The organism is Georgenia daeguensis, from assembly GCF_039537705.1.
Taxonomy (GTDB): domain Bacteria; phylum Actinomycetota; class Actinomycetes; order Actinomycetales; family Actinomycetaceae; genus Georgenia; species Georgenia daeguensis.
This window is the reverse complement of sequence record NZ_BAABBA010000003.1, coordinates 276,063-296,978: the sequence shown is the minus strand read 5'-3', so window position 1 is coordinate 296,978 and position 20,916 is coordinate 276,063. Positions and strand designations below refer to the sequence as shown.

At 75.8% G+C, this 20,916-nt stretch carries 17 protein-coding genes; 11 read left to right on the top strand and 6 right to left on the bottom strand.

Annotated features, from left to right (window positions below; genetic code table 11):
- Positions 1-5 precede the first annotated feature (5 nt).
- From ABD774_RS04670 to ABD774_RS04650, 5 genes are all read left to right on the top strand, one after another.
- Positions 6-983 carry an AAA family ATPase gene (locus ABD774_RS04670; protein ID WP_345038174.1) on the top strand — a complete coding sequence of 326 codons (978 nt, stop codon included), beginning with the start codon at positions 6-8 and terminating at the stop codon, positions 981-983.
- On the top strand, positions 980-2,209 hold the full coding sequence (locus tag ABD774_RS04665) for a DUF58 domain-containing protein (protein ID WP_345038172.1): 1,230 nt from the start codon (positions 980-982) through the stop codon (positions 2,207-2,209). Before ABD774_RS04670 ends, ABD774_RS04665 begins: the two co-directional genes overlap by 4 nt.
- The gene (locus ABD774_RS04660) at positions 2,206-4,515 is read left to right on the top strand and encodes a transglutaminase TgpA family protein (protein ID WP_345038170.1); all 2,310 of its coding nucleotides are present in this window, start codon (positions 2,206-2,208) and stop codon (positions 4,513-4,515) included. Before ABD774_RS04665 ends, ABD774_RS04660 begins: the two co-directional genes overlap by 4 nt.
- Before the next feature lie 114 nt (positions 4,516-4,629).
- Positions 4,630-5,946: an AI-2E family transporter gene (locus tag ABD774_RS04655; protein ID WP_345038168.1), complete on the top strand. Its 1,317-nt coding sequence runs from the start codon at positions 4,630-4,632 to the stop codon at positions 5,944-5,946.
- Positions 5,947-5,998: 52 nt separating this feature from the next.
- Positions 5,999-6,952, top strand: coding sequence for a ferredoxin family protein (locus ABD774_RS04650; protein WP_345038166.1), 954 nt, complete (start codon positions 5,999-6,001; stop codon positions 6,950-6,952).
- Between the two features lie 6 nt (positions 6,953-6,958).
- Here ABD774_RS04650 and hrpB read toward each other — a convergent pair whose 3' ends face one another.
- A complete protein-coding gene (hrpB, locus tag ABD774_RS04645; protein WP_345038163.1) occupies positions 6,959-9,478 on the bottom strand; it encodes an ATP-dependent helicase HrpB in 2,520 nt (839 codons plus the stop codon).
- Positions 9,479-9,626: 148 nt separating this feature from the next.
- Between hrpB and ABD774_RS04640 the strand changes: the two genes are divergently transcribed.
- Complete coding sequence (locus ABD774_RS04640) at positions 9,627-10,367, top strand: alpha/beta fold hydrolase (RefSeq protein ID WP_345038286.1); 741 nt, start codon at positions 9,627-9,629, stop codon at positions 10,365-10,367.
- Positions 10,364-11,878, top strand: a complete 1,515-nt coding sequence (locus tag ABD774_RS04635; protein ID WP_345038161.1) for a SpoIIE family protein phosphatase — start codon at positions 10,364-10,366, stop codon at positions 11,876-11,878. Before ABD774_RS04640 ends, ABD774_RS04635 begins: the two co-directional genes overlap by 4 nt.
- On the opposite strand, the gene rlmC is transcribed toward ABD774_RS04635, so the two are convergent.
- Together rlmC and ABD774_RS04625 are read right to left on the bottom strand one after the other, a co-directional pair.
- Positions 11,875-13,005, bottom strand: coding sequence for a 23S rRNA (uracil(747)-C(5))-methyltransferase RlmC (gene rlmC, locus ABD774_RS04630; protein ID WP_345038159.1), 1,131 nt, complete (start codon positions 13,003-13,005; stop codon positions 11,875-11,877). The genes ABD774_RS04635 and rlmC overlap by 4 nt on opposite strands.
- 45 nt (positions 13,006-13,050) lie before the next feature.
- Positions 13,051-13,476 (bottom strand): DUF1810 domain-containing protein, encoded by a 426-nt coding sequence (locus ABD774_RS04625; RefSeq protein ID WP_345038157.1) that lies wholly within the window; start codon positions 13,474-13,476, stop codon positions 13,051-13,053.
- A gap of 210 nt (positions 13,477-13,686) precedes the next feature.
- Between ABD774_RS04625 and ABD774_RS04620 the strand changes: the two genes are divergently transcribed.
- Together ABD774_RS04620 and ABD774_RS04615 are read left to right on the top strand one after the other, a co-directional pair.
- A complete protein-coding gene (locus ABD774_RS04620; RefSeq protein ID WP_345038155.1) occupies positions 13,687-13,809 on the top strand; it encodes a hypothetical protein in 123 nt (40 codons plus the stop codon).
- 2 nt (positions 13,810-13,811) lie between these two features.
- Entirely contained in the window at positions 13,812-14,492 is a 681-nt protein-coding gene (locus tag ABD774_RS04615) for a hypothetical protein (RefSeq protein WP_345038153.1), read from the top strand.
- Positions 14,493-14,523: 31 nt separating this feature from the next.
- Here the strand turns inward: ABD774_RS04615 and ABD774_RS04610 are convergent, their stop codons facing one another.
- The 3 genes from ABD774_RS04610 to ABD774_RS04600 form a co-directional block, all read right to left on the bottom strand.
- Complete coding sequence (locus ABD774_RS04610; RefSeq protein WP_345038151.1) at positions 14,524-16,185, bottom strand: thiamine pyrophosphate-binding protein; 1,662 nt, start codon at positions 16,183-16,185, stop codon at positions 14,524-14,526.
- 1 nt (position 16,186) lies between these two features.
- A complete protein-coding gene (locus ABD774_RS04605) occupies positions 16,187-16,957 on the bottom strand; it encodes a cyclase family protein (protein WP_345038149.1) in 771 nt (256 codons plus the stop codon).
- A 140-nt stretch (positions 16,958-17,097) separates the two neighbouring features.
- Positions 17,098-17,907 (bottom strand): DsbA family protein, encoded by an 810-nt coding sequence (locus ABD774_RS04600; RefSeq protein ID WP_345038147.1) that lies wholly within the window; start codon positions 17,905-17,907, stop codon positions 17,098-17,100.
- 263 nt (positions 17,908-18,170) lie between these two features.
- On the opposite strand from ABD774_RS04600, the gene ABD774_RS04595 reads away from it, so the two are divergent.
- On the top strand, positions 18,171-19,583 hold the full coding sequence (locus tag ABD774_RS04595; protein ID WP_345038145.1) for an Nramp family divalent metal transporter: 1,413 nt from the start codon (positions 18,171-18,173) through the stop codon (positions 19,581-19,583).
- 115 nt (positions 19,584-19,698) lie between these two features.
- Complete coding sequence (locus ABD774_RS04590; protein WP_345038143.1) at positions 19,699-20,907, top strand: AI-2E family transporter; 1,209 nt, start codon at positions 19,699-19,701, stop codon at positions 20,905-20,907.
- Positions 20,908-20,916: the final 9 nt, after the last annotated feature.

The following is a 20,916-nucleotide window of genomic DNA, read 5'->3' as shown; positions in this document are numbered from 1 at the left end:
GGTGCATGGACCCGGTGGTGGCCGACGTCGACGTCGACCTCGAGCGCCTGCATGCCGTGACGGCGGCCGCGCAGCGCGCCATGACGAGCGTGATCGAGGGCAAGGACGACGTGGTGCGCACCGCTCTGACCGTGCTCCTGGCGGGCGGCCACCTGCTCATCGAGGACGTGCCCGGGGTCGGCAAGACGATGCTCGCCAAGGCGCTCGCCCGCACGGTCGACTCCACGGTGCGGCGCATCCAGTTCACCCCGGACCTGCTCCCGAGCGACATCACCGGCGTCAGCGTGTTCAACCAGGACACCCACGCGTTCGAGTTCCGCCCCGGCGCCGTGTTCGCCAACGTCGTGGTCGGGGACGAGATCAACCGCGCCTCCCCCAAGACCCAGTCCGCGCTCCTCGAGGCCATGGAGGAGCGTCAGGTCACGGTGGACGGACGGACCTACCCCCTCCCGGAACCCTTCATCGTCATGGCCACCCAGAACCCGTTCGAGATGGAGGGCACCTACCCCCTGCCCGAGGCGCAGCGGGACCGGTTCATGGCCCGGATCTCGATGGGCTACCCGGACCCCGCAGCCGAGCTGCGCATGCTCGCCTCGCACGGCTCGGGCTCGCCGCTGGCCGAGCTGCGCCCGGTCACCGACGCCGCGACGATCGCCGGCCTCGTGCGCACGGTCGAGCGCCTGCACACCGCGCCCGCCGTCCACCAGTACGTGGTGGACCTCGTCACCGCCACCCGCACCAGCCGCTACCTGCGCCTCGGCGCCTCCCCGCGCGCCGGGCTGCAGCTGCTGCGCGCCGCCCGCGCGCACGCCGCGCTGGCCGGCAGGGACCACGTCCTGCCCGACGACGTCCAGCACCTCCTCGCGCCGGTGCTCGCGCACCGCGTGATCCTCACCGCCGAGGCCGAGCTCGGCGGGGCCAGCGCCGCCGACGTGCTCAGCGCGATCGTCACGGCCGTCCGGGTACCCGCCGCACCCCGATGAAGCCCCCGCGCCTGACAACCCGCGGCCGCGCGTTCCTCGCCGCGGGCGTCGTGGTGGTCCTCGGCGCCACGCTGCTCGGCTTCCCGGACGTCACCCGCATCGGCGCGCTCCTCGCGCTCCTGCCCCTGCTGGCGGCGGCGTCGATCTGGCGCCGGGCGCCCCGGCTGGAGCTGCGGCGCACGGTGGTGCCGGCACAGCTCCAGCGCGGCGACGAGGGGCACGTCGAGCTCGCCCTGCACAACCTGGGCCGCCACGCGACGCTGCCGCACCTGGCCCTGGAGCGCCTGGACCCGGCGCTCGGCGAGCCCGCCCGGTTCGTCCTGCCGCGCATGGTCCCCGGCGAGCGGCGCACCGTCACCTACGGGGTGCAGGCACGGGTGCGCGGCACGTACCGGCCGGGCCCGCTGGTGCTCACGCTGACCGACCCCTTCGGCATGGCGAGCAGCCGGGTGGAGCTGCGCGCCTCGGGCGAGGTCGTCGTGCTGCCCCGCATCGTCGCGCTCGGCGGGTCCGGGATGCGCCGCCAGGGCGGCGCGGGCGACTGGCCGGTGCCGCACATGGTGGCCACGCAGGGCGAGGACGACGTGAGCACCCGGACCTATCACCACGGCGACGACCTGCGCCGCATCCACTGGCCCGCCACCGCCCACCGCTCCGAGCTCATGGTCCGCCAGGAGGAGCAGCCGGCGCGGCGCCGCGCCGTCCTGGTGCTGGACTCGCGGCGCCTGCACCACCGCGGCTCCGGCGAGGCCAGCTCCTTCGAGTGGGCGGTGAGCGCGCTCGCCTCCGCCGCCGTGCACCTCGCGGGCCGCGGCTACGCCCTCCACCTGGTCTCCACCGAGACCGTGCGCGAGGGACGGGCGGGCGCTGTCCTCGCGCTCGGCACGGTGCTGCGCTACCTCGCCCTGGCGCTCCCGGAGGCCGCCGACCTAGGGCCGGTGCTGCGGGCGGCGCGCTCCCTCGCCGCCGGGGTGGTCGTCGCGGTGGTCTCCGACGGCGACCCGGCCGCCTTCCACGCGTACGCCCGCGCCCGCCCGGCGGGCACCACCGGGGTCATGCTCGTCCTGGACGCCCCAGGGTTCGCCGGGGCCGTGGGCGACGGCGGGGCGGACCGGATCGCCGACGTCGCCCGGGCGGCGGGCTGGCGCACCCACGTGGTCACGGCGGGCACCGACGTCGCCATGGCCTGGCGGCGCGCGACGGCGGCCCGGCAGGTGGTCCGGTGACCGCCCGCAGCCGCTGGGCCGACGCCCTCCTGGCGCTCCTCGCGACGCTGGTCGCGAGCTGGGCGGTGGGGCCGCTCGTGCAGGGCCGCGGGTGGGTCGGCCCCATGCTCCTCGGCCTTCTCGCGGTCACCGCCGCCGGCGTCCTCGCCCGGGCGGTCCGCCTCCCCGCCCCGCTGGTCCTCATCGTCCAGGCCGGAGCCGCGTGGACGGTGCTCAGCTGGGTCTTCGTGCCCGGCAACCACTGGCTGGGGATCCCGCTCGGCTCCGCGCTGACGGACGCGGCCGCGCTGGTGCGCCAGGGGTCCGAGGCGATCCGGGTCGAGTCGGTGCCCGCCCCGGGCAGCCCCGGCCTGCTGCTCGTGGTCGCCGGGTCGATGGTGGCCGTGGGCCTCGCGGTCGACCTGATCGGGGTGACGCTGCGCTCGCCCGCCCTCGCCGGGCTGCCGCTCCTCGTGGTCCTCGCCGTCACGGCCTCCGGCACCGGCCAGCCCCTCTCACCGCGGTACTTCCTCCTCACGGCGGCCGTGTGGCTGGCGCTCGTGGCGCGCCAGAGCATCACGACCGTGCGCACCTGGCCCAACCAGCACAGCTGGTCCCGGACCGTGCCGGTGCCGGCCGACAGCGAGGACGACGCCGGCCGCACCGGTCGCCGCCACCGCGCCTGGGCGGCCTCGCTCGGTGCCGTCACGGTCGCCCTCGCGGTGGTGCTCCCCGGATCGCTCCCCCACCTCGCGCCGACCGCGCTGATCCAGGGCCTGGGCACCGCACCGGGCCGCGCGGCAGGGGGCGTGACGTTCACCGACACCCTCGACCTCTCGGCCGACCTCGCCGACCGCAGCGACCGGCCCGTCCTTCGCTACCGGGCCGACGGCGCCCGCCCCACCCCGCTGCGGGTGCTGGTGACGAGCCGGTACGCCAACGGGCGGTGGTGGCCGGTGGCCGGCGAGGGCGGCGCGCCCCTCCCCCCGCCGGTGCCCGCCGACCCCGTCGCGGTGACGACGGAGAACCTCGAGCTCACCGTCGTCTCCAACAACCTCGACGCGCCGCAGGTGGCCCTGCCCTACCCTCTGGCGTCGGCGGACTTCGGGGACATCGCCGCCCGGACGGACCCGCGCACCGGGTCGGTGTCCGTCGCCGCCCGCCCGAGCAGCTACGAGGCCGTCTCGCCCCAGATCACCGGCACGCTCCCGGCCGGGGCGGGCGACCCGCCCCTGCGCGAGGCGGTCACCCCCGAGCTCCTGCAGGTCGACCCGGCCGCGGCGCCGGTCCTGCGGGAGGTCCTGGCCGAGGTGGCCGCGGAGGAGACGAACCAGCTGCGGATCGCCCGCGCCATCCAGTCCTACCTGCGCGGCCCGGACTTCACCTACTCCCTCACGCTCGCCGAGCCGGTCCGGGGCCCGGACGGGCGCCCGCTCGACCCCGTCACCCACTTCCTCACCACCAAGCTCGGGTACTGCACCCAGTTCGCCTCCGCGATGGTGCTGCTGGCCCGCGAGGCGGGGATCCCCGCCCGGCTGGCGGTCGGGTTCCTGCCCGGGGAGCGGGAGATCGACGGGTCGTACACCGTGGTGGCCTCCGACGCGCACGCCTGGCCCGAGCTGTACATCGCCCGGCTCGGGTGGACGCGGTTCGAGCCGACCCCCGCCGGACGCTCCGGCGCCGCCCCCGTATACCTGACGCAGTCCGACGTCGGCGCCCCGGTCCCCACCGCCGGGACAACGACCGCGCCCCCCGGGGAACGGCCGGTCATGGACCCCGGCGGCGCCGTTGCCGGCCAGGAGGCTCCGGCGTCGAACTGGATGGTCGGGACGCTGCGGGCGCTCGGCCAGGCGGCCGGCGTCCTGGCGGTGGTGGCCGCGGCCGTGCTCGCCGTCCCGCTCGCCGGGCGGTGGCGCCGGGAGGCGGGGCGCCGCCGCGCGCGCGACGACGGCTCCCACGTCGAGGCGGAGTGGCACCTCCTCGCCGCGACGCTCGCGGACCTGGGGCTGGCGGCCCCGGTCGGCGCCACCCCACGGCAGGCCGCCGAGCACTACCGGCGCGCGGCCGGGCTGTCCGGGGAGGCCGCCGACGCGCTCGTCCGCGCCGCCGCCCGGCTCGAGCGCGCCCGGTACGCGCCCGGGGGTGCCGACCCGGGCACCATGGCGCGCGACGTCCGCACGGTCGTCCACCGGGTGCGCGCCGCCCGGTCCCGGCGGACCCGGCTGCGGGCCGTGCTGTGGCCGGCGAGCGGCGTCGAGCAGCTGCGTGCGTGGGGCGACCGGCTCGGCGCGATGGGGCGGGCGCGCTCGCTGCGTCCGCGAGTGTGACGGTGCGGCGCCCGGCGCGCCGGGCCGCTCCCTGACACCTCCGACGCGCGCCCGCGGGGCCGGGGCCGGCGCGTGCGATCATGAGCACGCCAGCAGGGTCCGGAAAGGGGCACGATGACCAGCACGGAGCCGCCCGGCCGGGCCGCAGGGGTCCGCCCGGGTGCGGGGCAGGTGCTCGCCGTCGTCGCCGCCGCCCTGGTGGTCGCCACCGCCGGTCTCCACGCCGTCTCCGGCATCTTCGCCCCCGCCTTCCTGGCCCTGACGCTGGTCCTGGCCGCCCACCCGCTCCAGCGGCGGCTGGTCGCCCGGCGCTGGCACCCGCTCGTGGCCTCCGGCGTGGTCCTCCTCGGCCTGTACGCGCTGCTCCTCGTCCTGGTCCTCGCGACCGGCTTCGCCGTCGTCCAGCTCTCCGGCGCGCTCCCCCGCTACGCCGACGACTTCCCGGCCCTGTACGAGCACGCGCTCGCCTGGCTGGCCACGGTCGGCGTCGACGCGACCAGGGTCGGGGACGTCCTGGCCGGCGTGGACCTGGTCGGGCTCGCCGGGGACCTCCTCGACTACCTCGGGGCCGCGTCGTCGCAGGTGCTGCTCGTGGTCATGGTGATGTTCTTCCTGTCCCTCGACCTCTCCGCCGTGCGCAACCGCTCCGCACGGCTGCGGGCCGCCCGCCCGCGGGTCGCGGCGGCGCTGTCCGACTTCGCCCGGCGCGTGCGGACCTACTGGGTGGTCTCCACCGTCTTCGGTCTCGTCGTGGCCGCCCTCGACGTCGTGGCGCTCGCGCTCCTGGGCGTCCCGCTCGCCCTGACCTGGGGCATCCTCGCCTTCGTCACCAACTACATCCCCAACATCGGCTTCGTCATCGGCCTGGTGCCCCCGGCGCTCCTCGCGCTGCTGGAGGGTGACGTGGCCACGATGGTCTGGGTGATCGTCGTCTACTCGGTCATCAACTTCACGCTGCAGTCGCTGATCCAGCCGAAGTTCGTCGGCGACGCCGTGGGGCTGAACCCGACCGTCACCTTCCTCTCCCTGGTGTTCTGGTCCTTCGTGGTCGGGCCGCTCGGCGCGATCCTGGCCGTGCCGCTGACACTGTTCTTCCAGAGCCTGCTCATCACCACCGAGCCGCGCGCCGGCTGGCTCAACGTCTTCCTCGAGTCGGACCGCCGGGACGACGGCGCCGTGCGCCCGGGCGTGCGCCCCGGCGGGGAACCGGGCGCCGACCGCGGCGGGGAACCGGGTGCGGACCGCGGCGTCGAACCGGGTGCGGACCGCGGTGTGGCGCCGGTCGCGGCCGCGGGGCCGGTGGCGCCGCCCCGCCCGCACCGGGACGGCCGGGATGACGGCGCACCCGCCCCGGACGAGGGCGCAGCGGCGCCGGACGTCGTCGCACCCGCCCCGGAGGACGGCGGGGACCGACCCGTGGCCCGCTCGTAGCCGCACGGCCCCCTGCCCGAAGCCACCGGCCCTCACCCCTAGACTCGGCGCTGTGACGACCGCCGAGGTGACCAGCCCCCGCCCCCTCGCGTGCAGCCGGCTGAGCCTCGAGGCCGACGAGGACCTCTCCGGCACCGCGTCCACCGTCGCCGGCTACCTGGTCCTCGAGCACGGCGGCCCCTGGGGCACCAAGGTCCTGCGCGACGCCCCCTTCTCCGACCCGGACGGCACCGCCGTGCCCCTCGGGGCGCACCTGTCCACGACCCTGGGCCCGCTCGGCGTGACCACGCTGCTCGCGCGCCGCCCCGGAGCCCGCCACGGGATCCCGCGCCGGCCGACGGTGATGCTCGTCGCGTTCGACGGCGCCGCCGCGCACGGCGCCCGAACCACGGTCGGGGCCGTCTCCCGCCTCTTCGGGTGGAAGCTCCCCGCGCTCCTCGCCGGCCTACGCTCCGGCGTCGTGCCCGAGGGGTGGGAGCCGCTGGAGACGCAGTACCTCGTGTGCGCCCACGCCCGGCGCGACGCCTGCTGCGGCGAGCTCGGCCGCCCTCTGGTGACGGCGCTGGCCGCGCTCGACCAGGAGCACGTCTGGGAGGTCAGCCACGTCGGCGGGCACCGGTTCGCGCCGAACACCCTTGTGCTGCCCGAGGGACTCGTCTACGGGCGCCTGCCCGCCACCCGCGGTCGGGAGCTCGTCGACGCCCACGCCGCCGGGCGGCTGCTGCCCGGGGCGCTGCGCGGCCGGGCCGGGCTGACCGGGCCCGCCCAGGCCGCCGAGATCGCCGTGCGGCAGGCGGCCGGCGAGGACCGCGCCGACCAGGTGAGGCTGCTGGGCGCCGACGAGGACGGGGCGCGGACCTCGACCCGCTGGTCCGTCGCCGGGCGCACCTGGCGCGCCGAGGTGGAGACGCTCCCGGGGCAGGGCGAGCCCCGGCCGAGCAGCTGCGGGAAGGCGCCGGAGCCGCCGTCGCCGCGCCACCTGGTGCGCGAGGTCGCCCCGGAGTAGCCGGGCTCAGCGGGCCGGCCGCCGCACACCCCGGGCGGGTTCCGCCGTCGCCGGGTCCTCCGGCCAGGCGTGCTTGGGGTAGCGCCCGCGCAGGTCGGCGCGCACCTGGGCGTACCCCTGGGCCCAGAAGGTGGCGAGGTCCGCCGTGACGGCCGCGGGCCGGCGCGCCGGGGAGAGCAGCTCGAGGACGAGCGGGACCCGCCCGCCCGCGAGGCGCGGGGCGCCCCGCCAGCCGAACACCTCCTGCACGCGCACCGCGAGCACGGCGCGGTCGCCGTCGTAGTCGACGCGGATCTCGGAGCCGGACGGGACCCGCACCTTCTCGGGCGCGAGCTCGTCGAGCCGGGCGGCGTCCGGCCAGGGCAGCAGTCGCCGCAGCGCGGTCAGGACGTCGACGCGTTCGAGGTCCCGCGCCGAGCGCACGCGCGTGAGGTCCGGCCCGAGCCAGGCGTCGACGTCGGCGAGGAGGGCCGCGTCGGAGACGTCCGGCCACGGGCTGCCGAGCGTCGCGTGGAGGAACGCGAGGCGGCGCCGCAGGCTCGTCGCGGCCGCCGACCACGACAGCACTGCCAGGCCGTCCCGGGCCAGGCCGTCGCGCACGGCGGCCACGACCGCCGCGGCGGGCGGGTCATGGACGACGGCGGAGGAGAGCTCGATCGCGCCGAGCCAGGTCCGCCGCCGGGCCAGCACCTGGCCCTGCTCCCAGACGACCGACTCCTTCTCTCGCAGCAACGAGGGCGCGGCCTCGATGGCGAGGTCCTCGTCCAGCGGCGCGGCGGAGCGGACTGTGGCGTCGCGCCGGCCCGCGCCGCGGTCGGCGTCGGCCACGGCCAGCCAGGGCAGCCCGGCCAGCGCCGAGCCGGGCGGCAGGGCCGCCCCGGTGCCGGAGGCCATGAGGTAGGCGGACCCGCCCGGGCGGCGGCGCGCGATCCGGTCGGGGTGGGCCAGCGCGACGACCAGGCCGACGGCGACGTCGTCGGTGAGCCGTCCGGCGGAGCGCCCGGCCGCGCTCCCGTCCCGGCCGGCGTCGTCCACGGCCTCGCGCAGCCGGCGCGCCTGCGCCTCCCAGGCGGGCGCGCCGCCGCGACGCACGGCGCGCAGCCCGGCGACGAGGTCACCGCCCGGGACCGGGACGTCCTCGTCGAGCAGCGCGACGATCTCGGCGGCCCGGCGCGCCCCGACCAGGGGCGAGCCGTCGATCAGGGCGCGGGCTAGCCGCGGGTCGGCGGCGACCGCCGCGATGGCCCGGCCGCGGCCGGTGACACCGCCGTCGGGCGCGACCGCCCCCAGCTGCTCCAGCGTGGCGCGCGCCGCGGCCATGGCGGCCTCGGGCGGCGGGTCGAGGAGGGCGAGACCCTCACCGCCGGGCGTGCCCCAGCAGGCGAGCTCCAGCGCGAAGGCGGTCAGGTCCGCCGTCGTGATCTCGGGCCGGGGGTGGGCGCGCAGGCGAGCGTGGTCGTGCTCGGTCCAGCAGCGGTAGACGGCGCCCGGGCCCTCCCGGCCCGCGCGCCCGGCCCGCTGGTCGGCCGCGGCCCGGCTCACCGACACGGTCACCAGCCCGGCCAGCCCGCGGCGGTGGTCGGTGCGGGGCTCGCGGGAGAGCCCGGCGTCCACCACGACGCGCACGTTGGGCACGGTCAGGGAGGACTCGGCGACGGCGGTGGAGACCACGACGCGGCGGCGCGGGCCCTCGGTCAGCGCCCGGTCCTGCTCGCGGTGCGGGAGCCGGCCGTGCAGGGGCCGCACGTCGGCCCCGACCCCGGCGAGCCGGCGCGCCACGCCGTCGACCTCGCCCGCGCCGGGCAGGAAGACGAGCACGTCGCCGGCCCGCTCCGCCAGGGCCCGCCGCACGGTGGCCGCCACGTGGTCGAGGAAGGCGGGGGTGACGCCGCGCTCGTCGGTCCGCGCGGCGCGGGGCGGCGGCGGGCACCAGATCGTCTCCACCGGGTGCAGGCTGCCCGCGACCTCCACCACCGGGGCGTCCGCCCCGCCGCCGAGGAGGCCGGCGGTGCGCTCCGCCTCCACGGTGGCGGACATGGCGACCACCGGCAGGTCCTCGCGCAGGTGGGTGCGCACGTCCACGAGGAGGGCGAGCGTCAGGTCCGCGTCGAGGTGGCGCTCGTGCACCTCGTCCAGGACGACGGCGCCGACGCCCGGGAGCTCCGGGTCGCGCTGGAGTCGGCGCAGCAGGACCCCCGTCGTGACGACCTCCACGCGGGTGGCACCGCTCGTGCGCCGGTCCCCGCGCACGGTGTGGCCTACCGTGCGGCCCACCGGCTCGCCGAGGAGGGACGCGAGCCGCCGGGCGGCCGCCCGCGCGGCGAGCCGGCGCGGCTGGGTGACGACGACCGTGCCCTCGACCGCGGCGGCGAGGGCGGGCGGGACCAGGGTGGTCTTGCCCGTGCCGGGCGGGGCCTGCACGACGGCGGTGCCGCGCTCGCGGACGGCAGAGACGACGGCGGGCAGCGCCTCGCGCACCGGCAGGTCGGGCGGGTCGGCGAGCAGGCGGGCGATCGGGTCGGGCACGGGTGCAGTCTGCACCGCCTCGGCCCCCGCGTGCCGGACCCGGGGCCCGCATCGACGGCCCGCCGCCCGATTCGTCCCGTACTGTCGCACCGTGGATGTGCTGCGACGGAACAACGTACGGGTGAGTGGCACGGCGGACGGGCCGACGATGGTCCTCGCCCACGGCTTCGGCTGCGACCAGCAGATGTGGCGGCTCGTCGCCCCGCACTTCGAGGCGACCCACCGGGTGGTGCTGTTCGACCACGTAGGGGCCGGCGGCGCGGACCCGGCCGCGTTCGACTCCGCTCGTCACGCGCGCCTCGAGGGGTACGCGCAGGACGTCGTGGAGATCGTCGACGCGCTCGGCACCGGGCCGGTGGTGTTCGTCGGGCACTCCGTCAGCGCCATGATCGGTGCGCTCGCCGCCCGCGAGCGCCCCGAGCTGTTCGACCGGCTGGTGCTAGTCGGTCCCAGCCCGCGGTACATCGACGACGGCGACTACCGCGGCGGGTTCAGCCAGGAGGAGATCGACGAGCTCCTGGAGACCATGGACGACAACTACCTCGGCTGGTCCGCGCACATCGCCCCGGTCATCATGGGCGTGCCAGACCGGCCGGAGCTCGGCGCGGAGCTCACCGCCAGCTTCTGCCGGACCGACCCGGCGCTCGCCCGCCGGTTCGCCCGCACCACGTTCCTCTCCGACAACCGGGCCGACCTGCCCGAGGTCCGCACCCCCGCGCTCGTCGTGCAGTGCCGCGAGGACGTCATCGCCCCGATCGAGGTGGGCGAGTACGTCCGGGACAACCTCCCGAACAGCGACTTCACCGTGCTGGACGCCGTCGGTCACTGCCCGAACCTCAGCGCACCGGACCAGCTCGTCGCGGCGATGAAGGCGTACCTGCCCGCGTGAACGGCCGTGCCACCGCGTGGGACGAGGCGCCGTGCGGCCTGCTCACGCTGGCTCCCGACGGCACGGTGCTCGACGCCAACCGCACCTTCCTGGAGTGGGTGGGACGGCCGGCCGGCGAGGTCCTCGGGCGCCTGCGGCTGAGCCAGCTGCTCTCGGTCGGCGGCCGGATCTACTGGGAGACGCACCTGTCCCCCCTGCTGCTCGTCGAGGGCCGGGTCGACGAGGTGGCCCTCGAGCTCCGCGGCCCGCACGGCCGGCTGCCGGTGCTCATGACCGCCGTCGTGGCCCCGGACGGCACCGGCGAGCTCCGGGTGTCCGTCTCCAGCGCCCGCGACCGGTCGCGCTACGAGCGTGAGCTGCTGGCCGCGCGGAAGGACGCCGACACCGCCGCGGCGCGCACCCGGGTGCTGCAGGAGGTCACCGCGGCGCTCTCGGCCGGCGTGGGCCAGGACGGCGTGGCGGCGGCTCTCCTCGGCGCCACCCGCTCCCTCGGTGCGCGCGCGGCGACGTGCTGGCTGCGCGACGACCGGGGCCAGCTGGTCCCCCGTGCCGCCACCGGCGAGGAGCTCGACGCCGCCGGCCCGCTTCCCGCCGGGACGTGGCCGGACGCCGCCGTGCACCACGAGGGCCGGATCCTCGTCCCGCTCCACGGGCAGTCGTCGCTCCGCGGGGTGCTCTCCCTCCTGCCCGACGAGGGCGCCGGGGCCGAGCCGCCCGACCCGGCGACGCTCACCGCCGTCGGCCAGCAGGCAGGGACCGCGCTGGACCGCGCCCGCTTCTTCGACCGCAGCGCGGCGATCGCTCACCAGCTCCAGCAGGCCCTCCTCACCGCCCCGCTGCCGCAGGACGACCGCTTCGTCGTGACGACGGCGTACCGGCCCGGCGTGGCGCCGCTCGAGGTGGGCGGCGACTGGCACGACGCCTTCCTGCTGGACGAGAACGTCCTCGCCGTCGTCGTCGGCGACATCGTGGGACGCGGGCTGGAGGCCGCCATCGCCATGGGGCAGCTGCGCAGCGCCGTCCGGGCCGTCGCGGGCCCCGGCGTCGGCCCGGCGCGCGTGCTCGATGCGCTCGACCCGTTCGTCGGGCGGGTCCCGGACGCCGCCTCGGCGACGGTGGTCTACGGCGAGCTGGACCTGAGGTCCGGCAGGTTCCGCCTCGCCTGCGCGGGCCACCCGCCGCCGCTGCTCCTGGGCGGCGACGGCGGCGCACGCCTGGTGTGGGACGGCCGTTCCACACCGCTCGGTCTGAGGGTGCCCGGCCGCGGGCGGACCGAGGCCGAGCTCGACCTCACGCCCGGCGACCGGCTGCTGCTCTACACCGACGGGCTCGTGGAACGGCGCGACCAGCCGCTCCCGGCCAGGTTCGAGGAGCTCGCCGCGGTCGGCGCCGAGCTGCTGCCTCTGGGCCCGGACGAGGCCGTGCACTCCCTCACCGAGCGCCTGCTGACGCCCGGCGAGGGGCACGACGACGTGTGCCTCCTGCTGCTGTCCTGGCGGGGGCCCACCTAGAGCGGTGCGCGCTCGAGGAGCACCATGACCTCGTAGTGGGTGGTCTGCGGGAACATGTCGAGCACCCGTGCGCGGGTGGGCCGCAGCGAGGGCATCGCGGCGAGGTCCTTGGCGAGCGACTGAGCCCGGCAGCTGGAGTAGATGACCCGGCGCACGCCCGAGGCCTCGAGCCACGCGGCGAGGTCCGGCCCGATGCCACGCCGGGGCGGGTTGACGATGACCAGCTCGGGCGGGGCGTCCGCGGCGAGCGCGAACGCCGTGGCGTCCCCGGCGGCGAAGCGCACGCCGGGCAGCCCGGCCTCGTTTCGGCTGGCCTCGGCGCTGGCGATCGCCTCCCGGCTGATCTCGATGCCGGTGACCGCGCGGCCCTCGCCCGCGCTGTGCAGCGCGAAGCCGCCGACCCCGCAGTACAGGTCCCACACCGAGGCCGGGTCGACCTCCTGCACCCACTCCCGCCCCTGCCGGTACAGGGCGGCGGCGACGGCGGTGTTGGTCTGGAAAAAGCTCTGCGGGCGCAGGTGGAGGACGACGTCGTTGACCGCCATGCGCAGCGTGGCCTGCTCGGTCAGGACGATCTCCTCCTCCCCCTCGAGCACCGCCTTGTGCTCGGGCTGGAGGTTGGCGGAGACCACCCGCAGCGTGGGCAGGGCGTCGAGCAGCCACGGCAGGTGCTTGCGGATCCGCACCAGTGACTCGGTCGAGCGCAGCACCAGCCGGAGCATCAGCTCGCCGTCGGGCGAGACGGTCAGCAGCACGTACTTGAGCTCGCCGCGGCGGCGGGGCACGTCGTAGGGGGTGAGCCGGGCACGGGTGACGAAGGCGGCCAGAACCGGGAAGGCGTCGCGCAGCTCCTCGCCGGTGATGCCGCAGCTGGTCAGGTCGATGCCCTCGCCGGCGGCGTCGAGGATGCCGAGCAGCGGCTCCTCCACCGTGCCGGAGACGACCATCTTCGCCTTGTTGCGGTACCCGGACTCGCGGCTGGCCACGGCGGGCAGCCACTCCAGGTCCGGGTACCGCTCGAGGAGGTGCGCGCAGTGCCGCTGCTTGGCCGTCAGCTGGTCGCCGTAGGGCTGACCCATGAGCGTGCACGAGCGGCACGCGACCGCGTCGAAGTAGGAGCACTGCATAACGCCTCGAAGTCTAGGCGCCGGGCCCGGCACTCCCCCGCCGGCTCACAGCAGCTCGAGCGTCCGTTCGTCCTCGAGGCCGTCGTAGTAGCGCTCGAGGACGCGCCGGAAGGCCGGCTCGCCGGGGTCGGCCCGGGCGAACAGCGTCATCGACGAGCGCAGCTTCACGGCGTCGACGCCACCGAGGAGCTCCCCGGCGCTGGCCGCGCCGGACGCGGCGACCACCTCGGCGCACTCGCGCAGCCGCGGGCCGAGCACCGGGTGGCCCAGGTAGGCGCGTGCCTCGTCCAGGGAGGAGACGGCGTAGGCCCGGGCCATCGGACTGTTCCCGAGGCCGGCGATCTGCGGCAGGACGAACCACATCCAGTGGCTCGTCTTCCGGCCCCGGCGCAGCTCCGTGAGCGCGCGGTCGTAGGTTCCGCCGTCGTCCTGGGCGGTGACGAAGCGCTGGAGGTCGTACGGGTCGTCCATGGCTCTCCCTCTGTGCCGGGCCCCCACCAACCCTCTCGCGACCGGCGGTCTCGCGCGCGTCCGCCGTCGCGCCGGCGCCCAGGGGTTGTCAAAGTGAGGGATCGGCAACATGATCGGCGCACCACGCGTCTCGCGCCGCCGCCGCCGCGGCTGCTCGAGGCCGGGCCCGGCGCAGCGACGCTGCCGGGCGGACACGGGAGGAGAGCGGACATGGCTGAGAACCCACGCCTCGGTGACATCGGCGAGGAGGAGGAGGAGATCGAGCTCGAGCCCCTCCCCAAGGAGGTCCCGGTCCCGGAGACCCTGCCGGCGCCCGACGAGGTCCCGGCCTGACGATGGCGCCCGAGGAGTTCGGGGGGCCCGCCCTCGTGCTGGGCTCGGTCCGGGGGCGGCGGTCCTTCGGCGTGACCGCCGACGGCCGGCTCACCGGGCTGTACTACAGCCAGGTCTGGCACCCGGGCGAGAACCGCGCGTCGTGCCTCCACGACGGCGGCGTCGTCGTCCGGCTCCCTGACGGCCGGATCACGGTGCGGGCCGCGTCCGAGCGGGAGATCGGCGCCGGGCACGGCCTCCAGGGGTGCACCTGCGGCTTCTACGCGTACTACCGCGAGGACCCGTACTCGACGTCGCGCCGGATCTCCGGGGTCGTCGAGGGGTATGGCCGGGTGGTCCTCGGCACGGCGGGGTTCCGCGCGGAGAGGGCCCGGATCCTGGCGCTCCTCGTGCCGGGCACGGCCTCGGGTCCCGGGGCGGACGCGCGCCCCCGCCCGGGCAACATCTCGGGCCCGGGCTGGGACGCGGGTGGGTCCCGAGATCCTGACGTCCCGACGGCGACCGGCCGGCGCGCTCCCCGCGAGCCCTCCGGCCGGGAGCCTTTCAGCGGCGCCACCTCGGCCGAGGAGGCCCCGGTCGACGTAGCGAGGATCAGGGCGGCGTACCCGGAGGTCGCCTTCTTCGACCGCGCGGAGGACATGCTCGCGGCGTGCCCGCCCACGGTGAACGGCCCCGAGATCTGACCGCGACGAGAAGGCCCGGTAGCCCGCCCGCTCAGTGGCCGAACGCCTCCGCCAGCCACCACGCCGGCTCGTCGGCGCGCACCTTGGCGTCGACGAGCAGCGGGGCCTCGCGCGGGCCGGCCAGCCAGGCCTCGACACCGGCGAGATCCTCCGGGCCGCGGACGGTCACGGCGGTGAACCCGTACCCGCGACCGACCGCGGCGATGTCCGTCGGCGGGAAGGTGACGATGCCGAGGTCGTCGCCGTCCGGCCCGAAGTGGTGGACCTCGGCGCCGTAGGCGTCGTCGTTGTACACCAGCACCACCATGGGCAGCCCGAGCCGGCGCACCGTGTCCAGCTCGGCCGCGCCCATGAGGGCGCCGCCGTCGCCGAGCGCCGCGACCGGCAGCCGGTCCGGCCGGGCCAGCGCCGCGCCCACCGCCGAGGCCAGCCCGAGCCCGATCGACTGGAACGCCTGGGTGAAGCAGAAGCCCTGCTCGTCCGGGACCGAGAGGTACATGCTCGGGTAGCCCATGAAGTTGCCCGAGTCGACGGCGACCACCCGTTCGGCCGGCAGCAGATCGTCCAACGCCGAGGTGAGGGTGCGCGGGTCGATGCGCCGCTCCCCCGCCGCGTCATCACCGCCGCGGTCCTCGTAGGGCACCGTCCGCCAGCGCAGCCGGTCGCGCAGCGCCTCACGCACGGCCGCGGTGCGGTAGCCGCGGGCCGCCTCGCCACCCGGGGCGGCACCGAGCTCGGCCAGCACCGCGGTCGCGGTGGCGGCGACGTCACCGAGAACCCCGAGAGTCAGCTCGCGGTGTGCGCCGAGCGCCTCTGCGGTGTCGTCGACCTGGACGACGGCGGCGCCCGGCCCGATCAGCGCGCCGTGGCGCATGGTCCACATGTTCAGCGCACAGCCCCAGCCGACCACGAGGTCGGCGCCGCGGATCAGGTCCGCGGCGAGCGGCGAGGAGAAGCCCCCGGCGACGTCGAGGGAGTACGGCTCGGCGTGGAAGAGGCCCTTGGCGACGGCGGAGGTCGCCAGCAGCGCCCCGCACCTCTCCGCCAGGGCGGCGAGAGCGTCGCGCGCGGACGGCGTGCGGGCGCCGCGGCCGGCCACGAAGACCGGGCGCTCGGCCCCGCGCAGGAGCGAGGCGAGCCGGCCGAGCTGCTCCGCCGCCGGGGCCACGGGCGGCGGGGCGGCGGGGAGGCGGGCGGGGGCGTGCTCCGGGGCGACGGCGCCGAGGAGGTCCAGCGGCAGGTTGAGCACCACGGTGCGCCGCCCGTGCAGGGCCGTGGCCACGGCACGGGCCGTCTCGGCGGCGGCGGAGGCCGCGTCGGTGAGGCGGAGCGGGACGGCGCCGACGGCGCGGGCCAGGGCGTCCTGGTCGACGGCGAAGTTCGAGGTGGGCGAGGTGGCCTCGGGGGCCAGCACCACCAACGGGGTGCGGCTCTTCGCGGCCTCCGCGATGCCGGTCATCGCGTTCGTCAGGCCGCAGCCCTGGTGGACGCTCAGGGCTGCGGGGCGGCCGGCGGTGCGGGCGAACGCGTCAGCCATGGTGGCGGCGCCGCCCTCGTGGCGTGCGGCGACGAACCGGGCACCCGCCGCGACCATTGCGTTGGTGAGGTGGAAGTTGCCGGAGCCGACGACGCCGAAGACGTGGTCGACGCCGACGTCGACCAGGGCCCGCCCGACCGCCTCGCTGACCCGCACCTCAGTCCTCGACCAGCGCGATCACCCGGACGGGCGAGCCGGACCCGCCCACGATCTTCAGAGGCGGCGCGACGACGACCGCGCCGGTGGGCGGGAGCTGATCGAGGTTCTGCAGCTGCGCGAGGCCGTACTTGCCGGCGCCGAGCAGGAAGGCGTGGCACGGGAAGGCGGGGTCGAAGGAGTGGGCCGCACCGGCGTCGGTGCCGACCGTCTCCACGCCGATGCCCTGCAGCGGGGAGTCCTCCGCCACCCACCGCGCACACTCCGCCGACAGGCCCGGGCTCGTGGGACCGGTCTCGGTGCTGTTGATCATCTCCTCCTGCGTCACGCGGGCGGACCAGCCGGTGCGGCACAGCAGCCAGCCGCCCTCGGGCAGCGGGCCGTGCTCGGCGACGAACGCCTCGACGTCGGCCACCTCGATGAGGAACCCAGGGTCCTCGGCGACGCGGGCGGTGACGTCCAGAACCACGGCGGGGGCGACGAAGGCGCGCGGCGGGACGGTGTCGATGGGGTCCTTCCCCTGGCCGGTCACCCAGTGGATGGGCGCGTCGAAGTGGGTGCCGGTGTGCTCGCCGGTGCGGAAGTTGTTCCAGTACCAGGCAGGCCCACGGTCGTCGTACCGGCTGATCTCCTCGAGCTGGAACCGGGCGGTCTGGCCGAAGTTCTCGGGAAGCTCCAGCACGGGCGTGGTGTCGGCGAGCGGCGCCGTCAGGTCCACCACCCGGACGGAGCCGGAGGACAGGGCGGCGACGAGGTCGGTCAGCACGGGCATCGTTGCTCCAGCGGGTCGGCGCGCGGGGCGCGGCGGCGAGACGGACTGCAGGTGTGACCGCGAACATAGCGGACCCGACGGACACGAGGTCCGCCGGGTCCGCGATCCGACCGGTGTCCCTGCCTGCCGGCCCCGAGCCGCTAGCCCTGCGCGGCGGTCAGCACGGCGCCCGGCTCCTGCCAGCCCTGGAACGGCTCGCCGTCGACCAGCACGGTCGGGGTCCCGGTGTAGCCGTCCCGGGCGAACTGGGCCGTGTTCGCGTCGACCCACTCGGTGTACCGGTCCTCGGCGAAACGGTCGACCACGTCCTGGGGGACGCCCGCGGCGAGCGCCGCGGCGGCGATGTCGTCGTCCGTCGGCTCGCCCGCACCCTGCCCGCCCTCGACGGCGCCGGCCGCCACGGCGTCGCCCCACAGGGCGAACATCGCATCATGGAAGTCCAGGAACGCCTCGGGCGCGCCGTCGGCGACCACCACGGCGGCCTCCGCGGCCCGGCCCGAGAACGCCGAGAAGTCACCGGACCGGTCGAGGATCGACACCGGGTGCAGCGCCAGCGTCACGTCACCGGCCCGGGCGGCCTCCTCGAGGTCGTCGGCGTTGACCTCCTCGAACTGCCCGCAGTAGCTGCAGGTGTAGTCGTAGTAGACGTCGATGACCGGCGCGCCGGCGTTCGTCCCGCCCGCGACGAGGTCGGCGCCGATCGTCACGGCGCCCTCCTCGGTGACGTGCGCCGGGAGCTCGGCGACGCTCGCGAGCAGGCTCTTGCTGCCCTGGACGACGATCGCGGTCACCACGACGGCGACCACCACGATGAACGCGACCACGCCGCCGACGAGGAGGCGACGGTTTCGTCGGGCCTGCCGCTCGTGCTCGGCGCGCAGGGCCAGGGCCTTCTCGCGGGCGGCGTCGCGTTCCCTGGTGCGGGGAGGCCGGGCGCTGGTGGTGCTCATCGGAAAAACCCTTCGTCGGGCGGTGCGTGACTGTCACCAGAAGGGTGTCCGATATGTACCGGCCCCGCCCGGGACGAAAGTCCGCCTCCGTGGGACCCATTTCCGGTCGAGGGCGGACGGCAACAAGCGGCAACGGTTCGTCGGGTGGTCCGCATCACTGCCTATCCTCGCCGAGCCGTTCCCCCGGGGCTCCGCCGCCCGCGGCTGGTGAGCGGCACTGCTAGCCGAGACGCTCCCATCGCGGGGCGACAACCGAGAGGCCGATGATGACCACCCAGTCCGCCGAACGCACGACGAGTCTGGACAGGAGCCTGGATCCTTACGTGCTGGATCCGGCCAACGTCCAGGAGCCGCCCACGACGCTCAAGGGGCGTCTGAAGTTCCTCGGTCCGGGCATGATCACCAGTGCCGCGGTCGTCGGCTCCGGCGAGCTGCTCACCGCCACCGCGCTCGGGGCCAAGGTCGGCTTCATGCTGTTCTGGCTCATCCTCGTCTCCACGTTCGTCAAGGTGTGGGTCCAGGTGGAGCTGGCCCGCTGGTCGATCTCCACCGGCAAGCCGGCCATCACCGGCTACGCCGACGTGCCGCCGAAGTTCCTGGGCCGCGGCTGGATGGCGTGGCTCGTGCTGTTCATGTTCCTGCAGTTCCTGATCGGCCAGGCCGGCGTCATCAGCGGTGCCGCACTGGCGTTCTCCATGCTGCTCCCGATCGGGGGTGATCCCTTCGCGATCGTCTCGATCGGCAGCTGGGTCGCGATCCTGGTGGCCGTCGCGATCGGCATCCACCTCGCGAACCGCTACGAGCTGGTCGAGAACATCTCCACGTGGATGGTCATGCTCGTCACGCTGTTCGCGGTCGCCGTCGTGTTCCTCGTGCAGTACACCGAGTTCGCCTGGAGCGGCGCCGACCTCGCGGACGGGCTGCGTTTCCAGGTCGCTGCCGGCGCCATGGGTGTCGCGCTGTCCATGTTCGGCATGACCGGCGTCGGCGCCGGCGAGATCACCGCCTACACCTACTGGGTGGTCGAGAAGGGCTACGCCGCCTGGACCGGCCCGAACGACGGCTCGGAGAGCTGGGTCGGCCGGGCGCGCGGCTGGATCAAGGTCATGAAGGTCGACGCGTGGGTGTCGTGGGGCGTGTACACCCTCTCCACCGCCGCCTTCTACATGCTCGGTGCCGCGGTGCTGCACCCCCAGGGCCTGCAGCCCGAGGGGACGCAGGTCATGGAGGTCATCTCCGGCATCTTCTCCACCGCGGTCGGCCAGTGGGGCGGCACGCTGTTCCTGCTCGGCGCCGGGGTCGCGCTGTTCAAGACGATCATCGCCAACGTCCCGAGCCTGGGCCGCCAGGTCGCCAACACGCTCTCGGTCTTCGGTGCCTTTGACTGGACCGACATGGCCGTGCGCGACAGGTGGATGCGCGTGATCATGGTCATCCTGCCCATCACCTGGGGCACGCTGGGCGTCCTCGCCAACTCCCCGCTTGCGCTGGTCATCATCGCCGGCATCCTCAACGCCCTGTTCCTCATGGGCGTCGCAGTCGCCACCCTGCACCTGTCCCGCACGCAGACGGACCCGCGGGTCAAGGACGGCCCCGGCTTCATGGTCCTGCTGGTGATCTCCGCCGTCGCGATCTTCGCGGTGGGCACCATCTCGCTGGTCGACCTGCTCGGCTGACGCAGCACCGGGGCGCCGCGGCTCAGGGCCGCGGCGCCCTGCCGTACGTCGAGCACGCCCGCGCCTCGGCCGCGCACCGCGTGCCGGTGCGCGGCACGCATGCAATCTTGTGCAGATGCGATGGCGAATCGGTGGTGACCGAGACAGAGACGCGCCCCGCGCCCGCCCGGTGCGGGTGGCACGCCCGGACGACGCCGGAGCCGCGCTCCCGCCGTCGGCGGCCGTGCCGCCGGACGGCCGGCCGCGTGCGCGGCGCAGCCCGTGGGCGGACAGCCTGGGACGGGCCGCGATCCGCAGTGCGCAGGTGCTGCTGATCCTCGCGGTGCTCACCTGCGCGGTGCTGGCGCTCCGGCAGCTGAAGCTGCTCGTCATCCCCCTGCTCATCGCGATCATCCTGGCTGCCGCGCTCAGCCCGGCCGTCCGGTTCCTCCGCCGCAAGGGCTGGCCCAACGCCCTGGCGACCTGGACGACCCTCATCGCGGGCGTGGGCGGGCTCAGCGTGGTGCTGTGGCTCGTCGGCCGCGAGATCCGCGACGAGTCGGACGAGCTCGTCCAGGGCGCCACCGAGGGGCTCGACGAGCTCCAGGCATACCTCACCGAGGGGCCCCTCGGCATCACCGACGAGCAGATCAGCGCCGCCCGGCAGGCGGTCATCGACTTCCTCACCAGCGACCAGGTCCAGGGCGGCGCGGTCGCCGGCGCGACCGCCGCGTTCGAGGTGGTGGCCGGGCTGCTGCTGGGCCTCGTCGTCCTGTTCTTCCTCCTCAAGGACGGGCGGCAGATCTTCTCGTTCCTCGTCCGGCCGCTCGACCGCCCGACCCAGGAGCGCACCTGGCGCATGGGCCGGCGCTCCGTGGACGTGCTGGGCGGTTACGTGCGCGGGACGGCGATCGTCGCGACCGTGGACGCCGTCGTCATCGGCGTCGCGCTGCTGATCATCGGGGTGCCGCTGGTGCTGCCGCTGGTGACGATCGTCTTCCTGGGCGCGTTCATCCCGCTCATCGGGGCGACTCTCGCGGGCGTGCTCGCGGCTCTGATCGCTCTCGTGGCCAACGGCCCCGTGGCCGCGCTCATCGTCGTCGCCGTGGTCGTCGCGGTGAACCAGCTCGAGGGCGACTTCCTGGCCCCGGTCGTCATCGGCAGGACCCTCTCGCTGCACCCCCTGGTGATCCTGTTCGCCCTCACCGCCGGCACGATCCTCGCCGGCGTCGTCGGTGCACTGCTGTCGGTGCCCATCACCGCAGTCGTCTGGGCGGCGGTGAAGGAGTGGTGGGCCACCAGTCCCCGCCGCGCGGCGGAGACGGAGCAGGTTGGCGTCGGGTGATCACGTAGC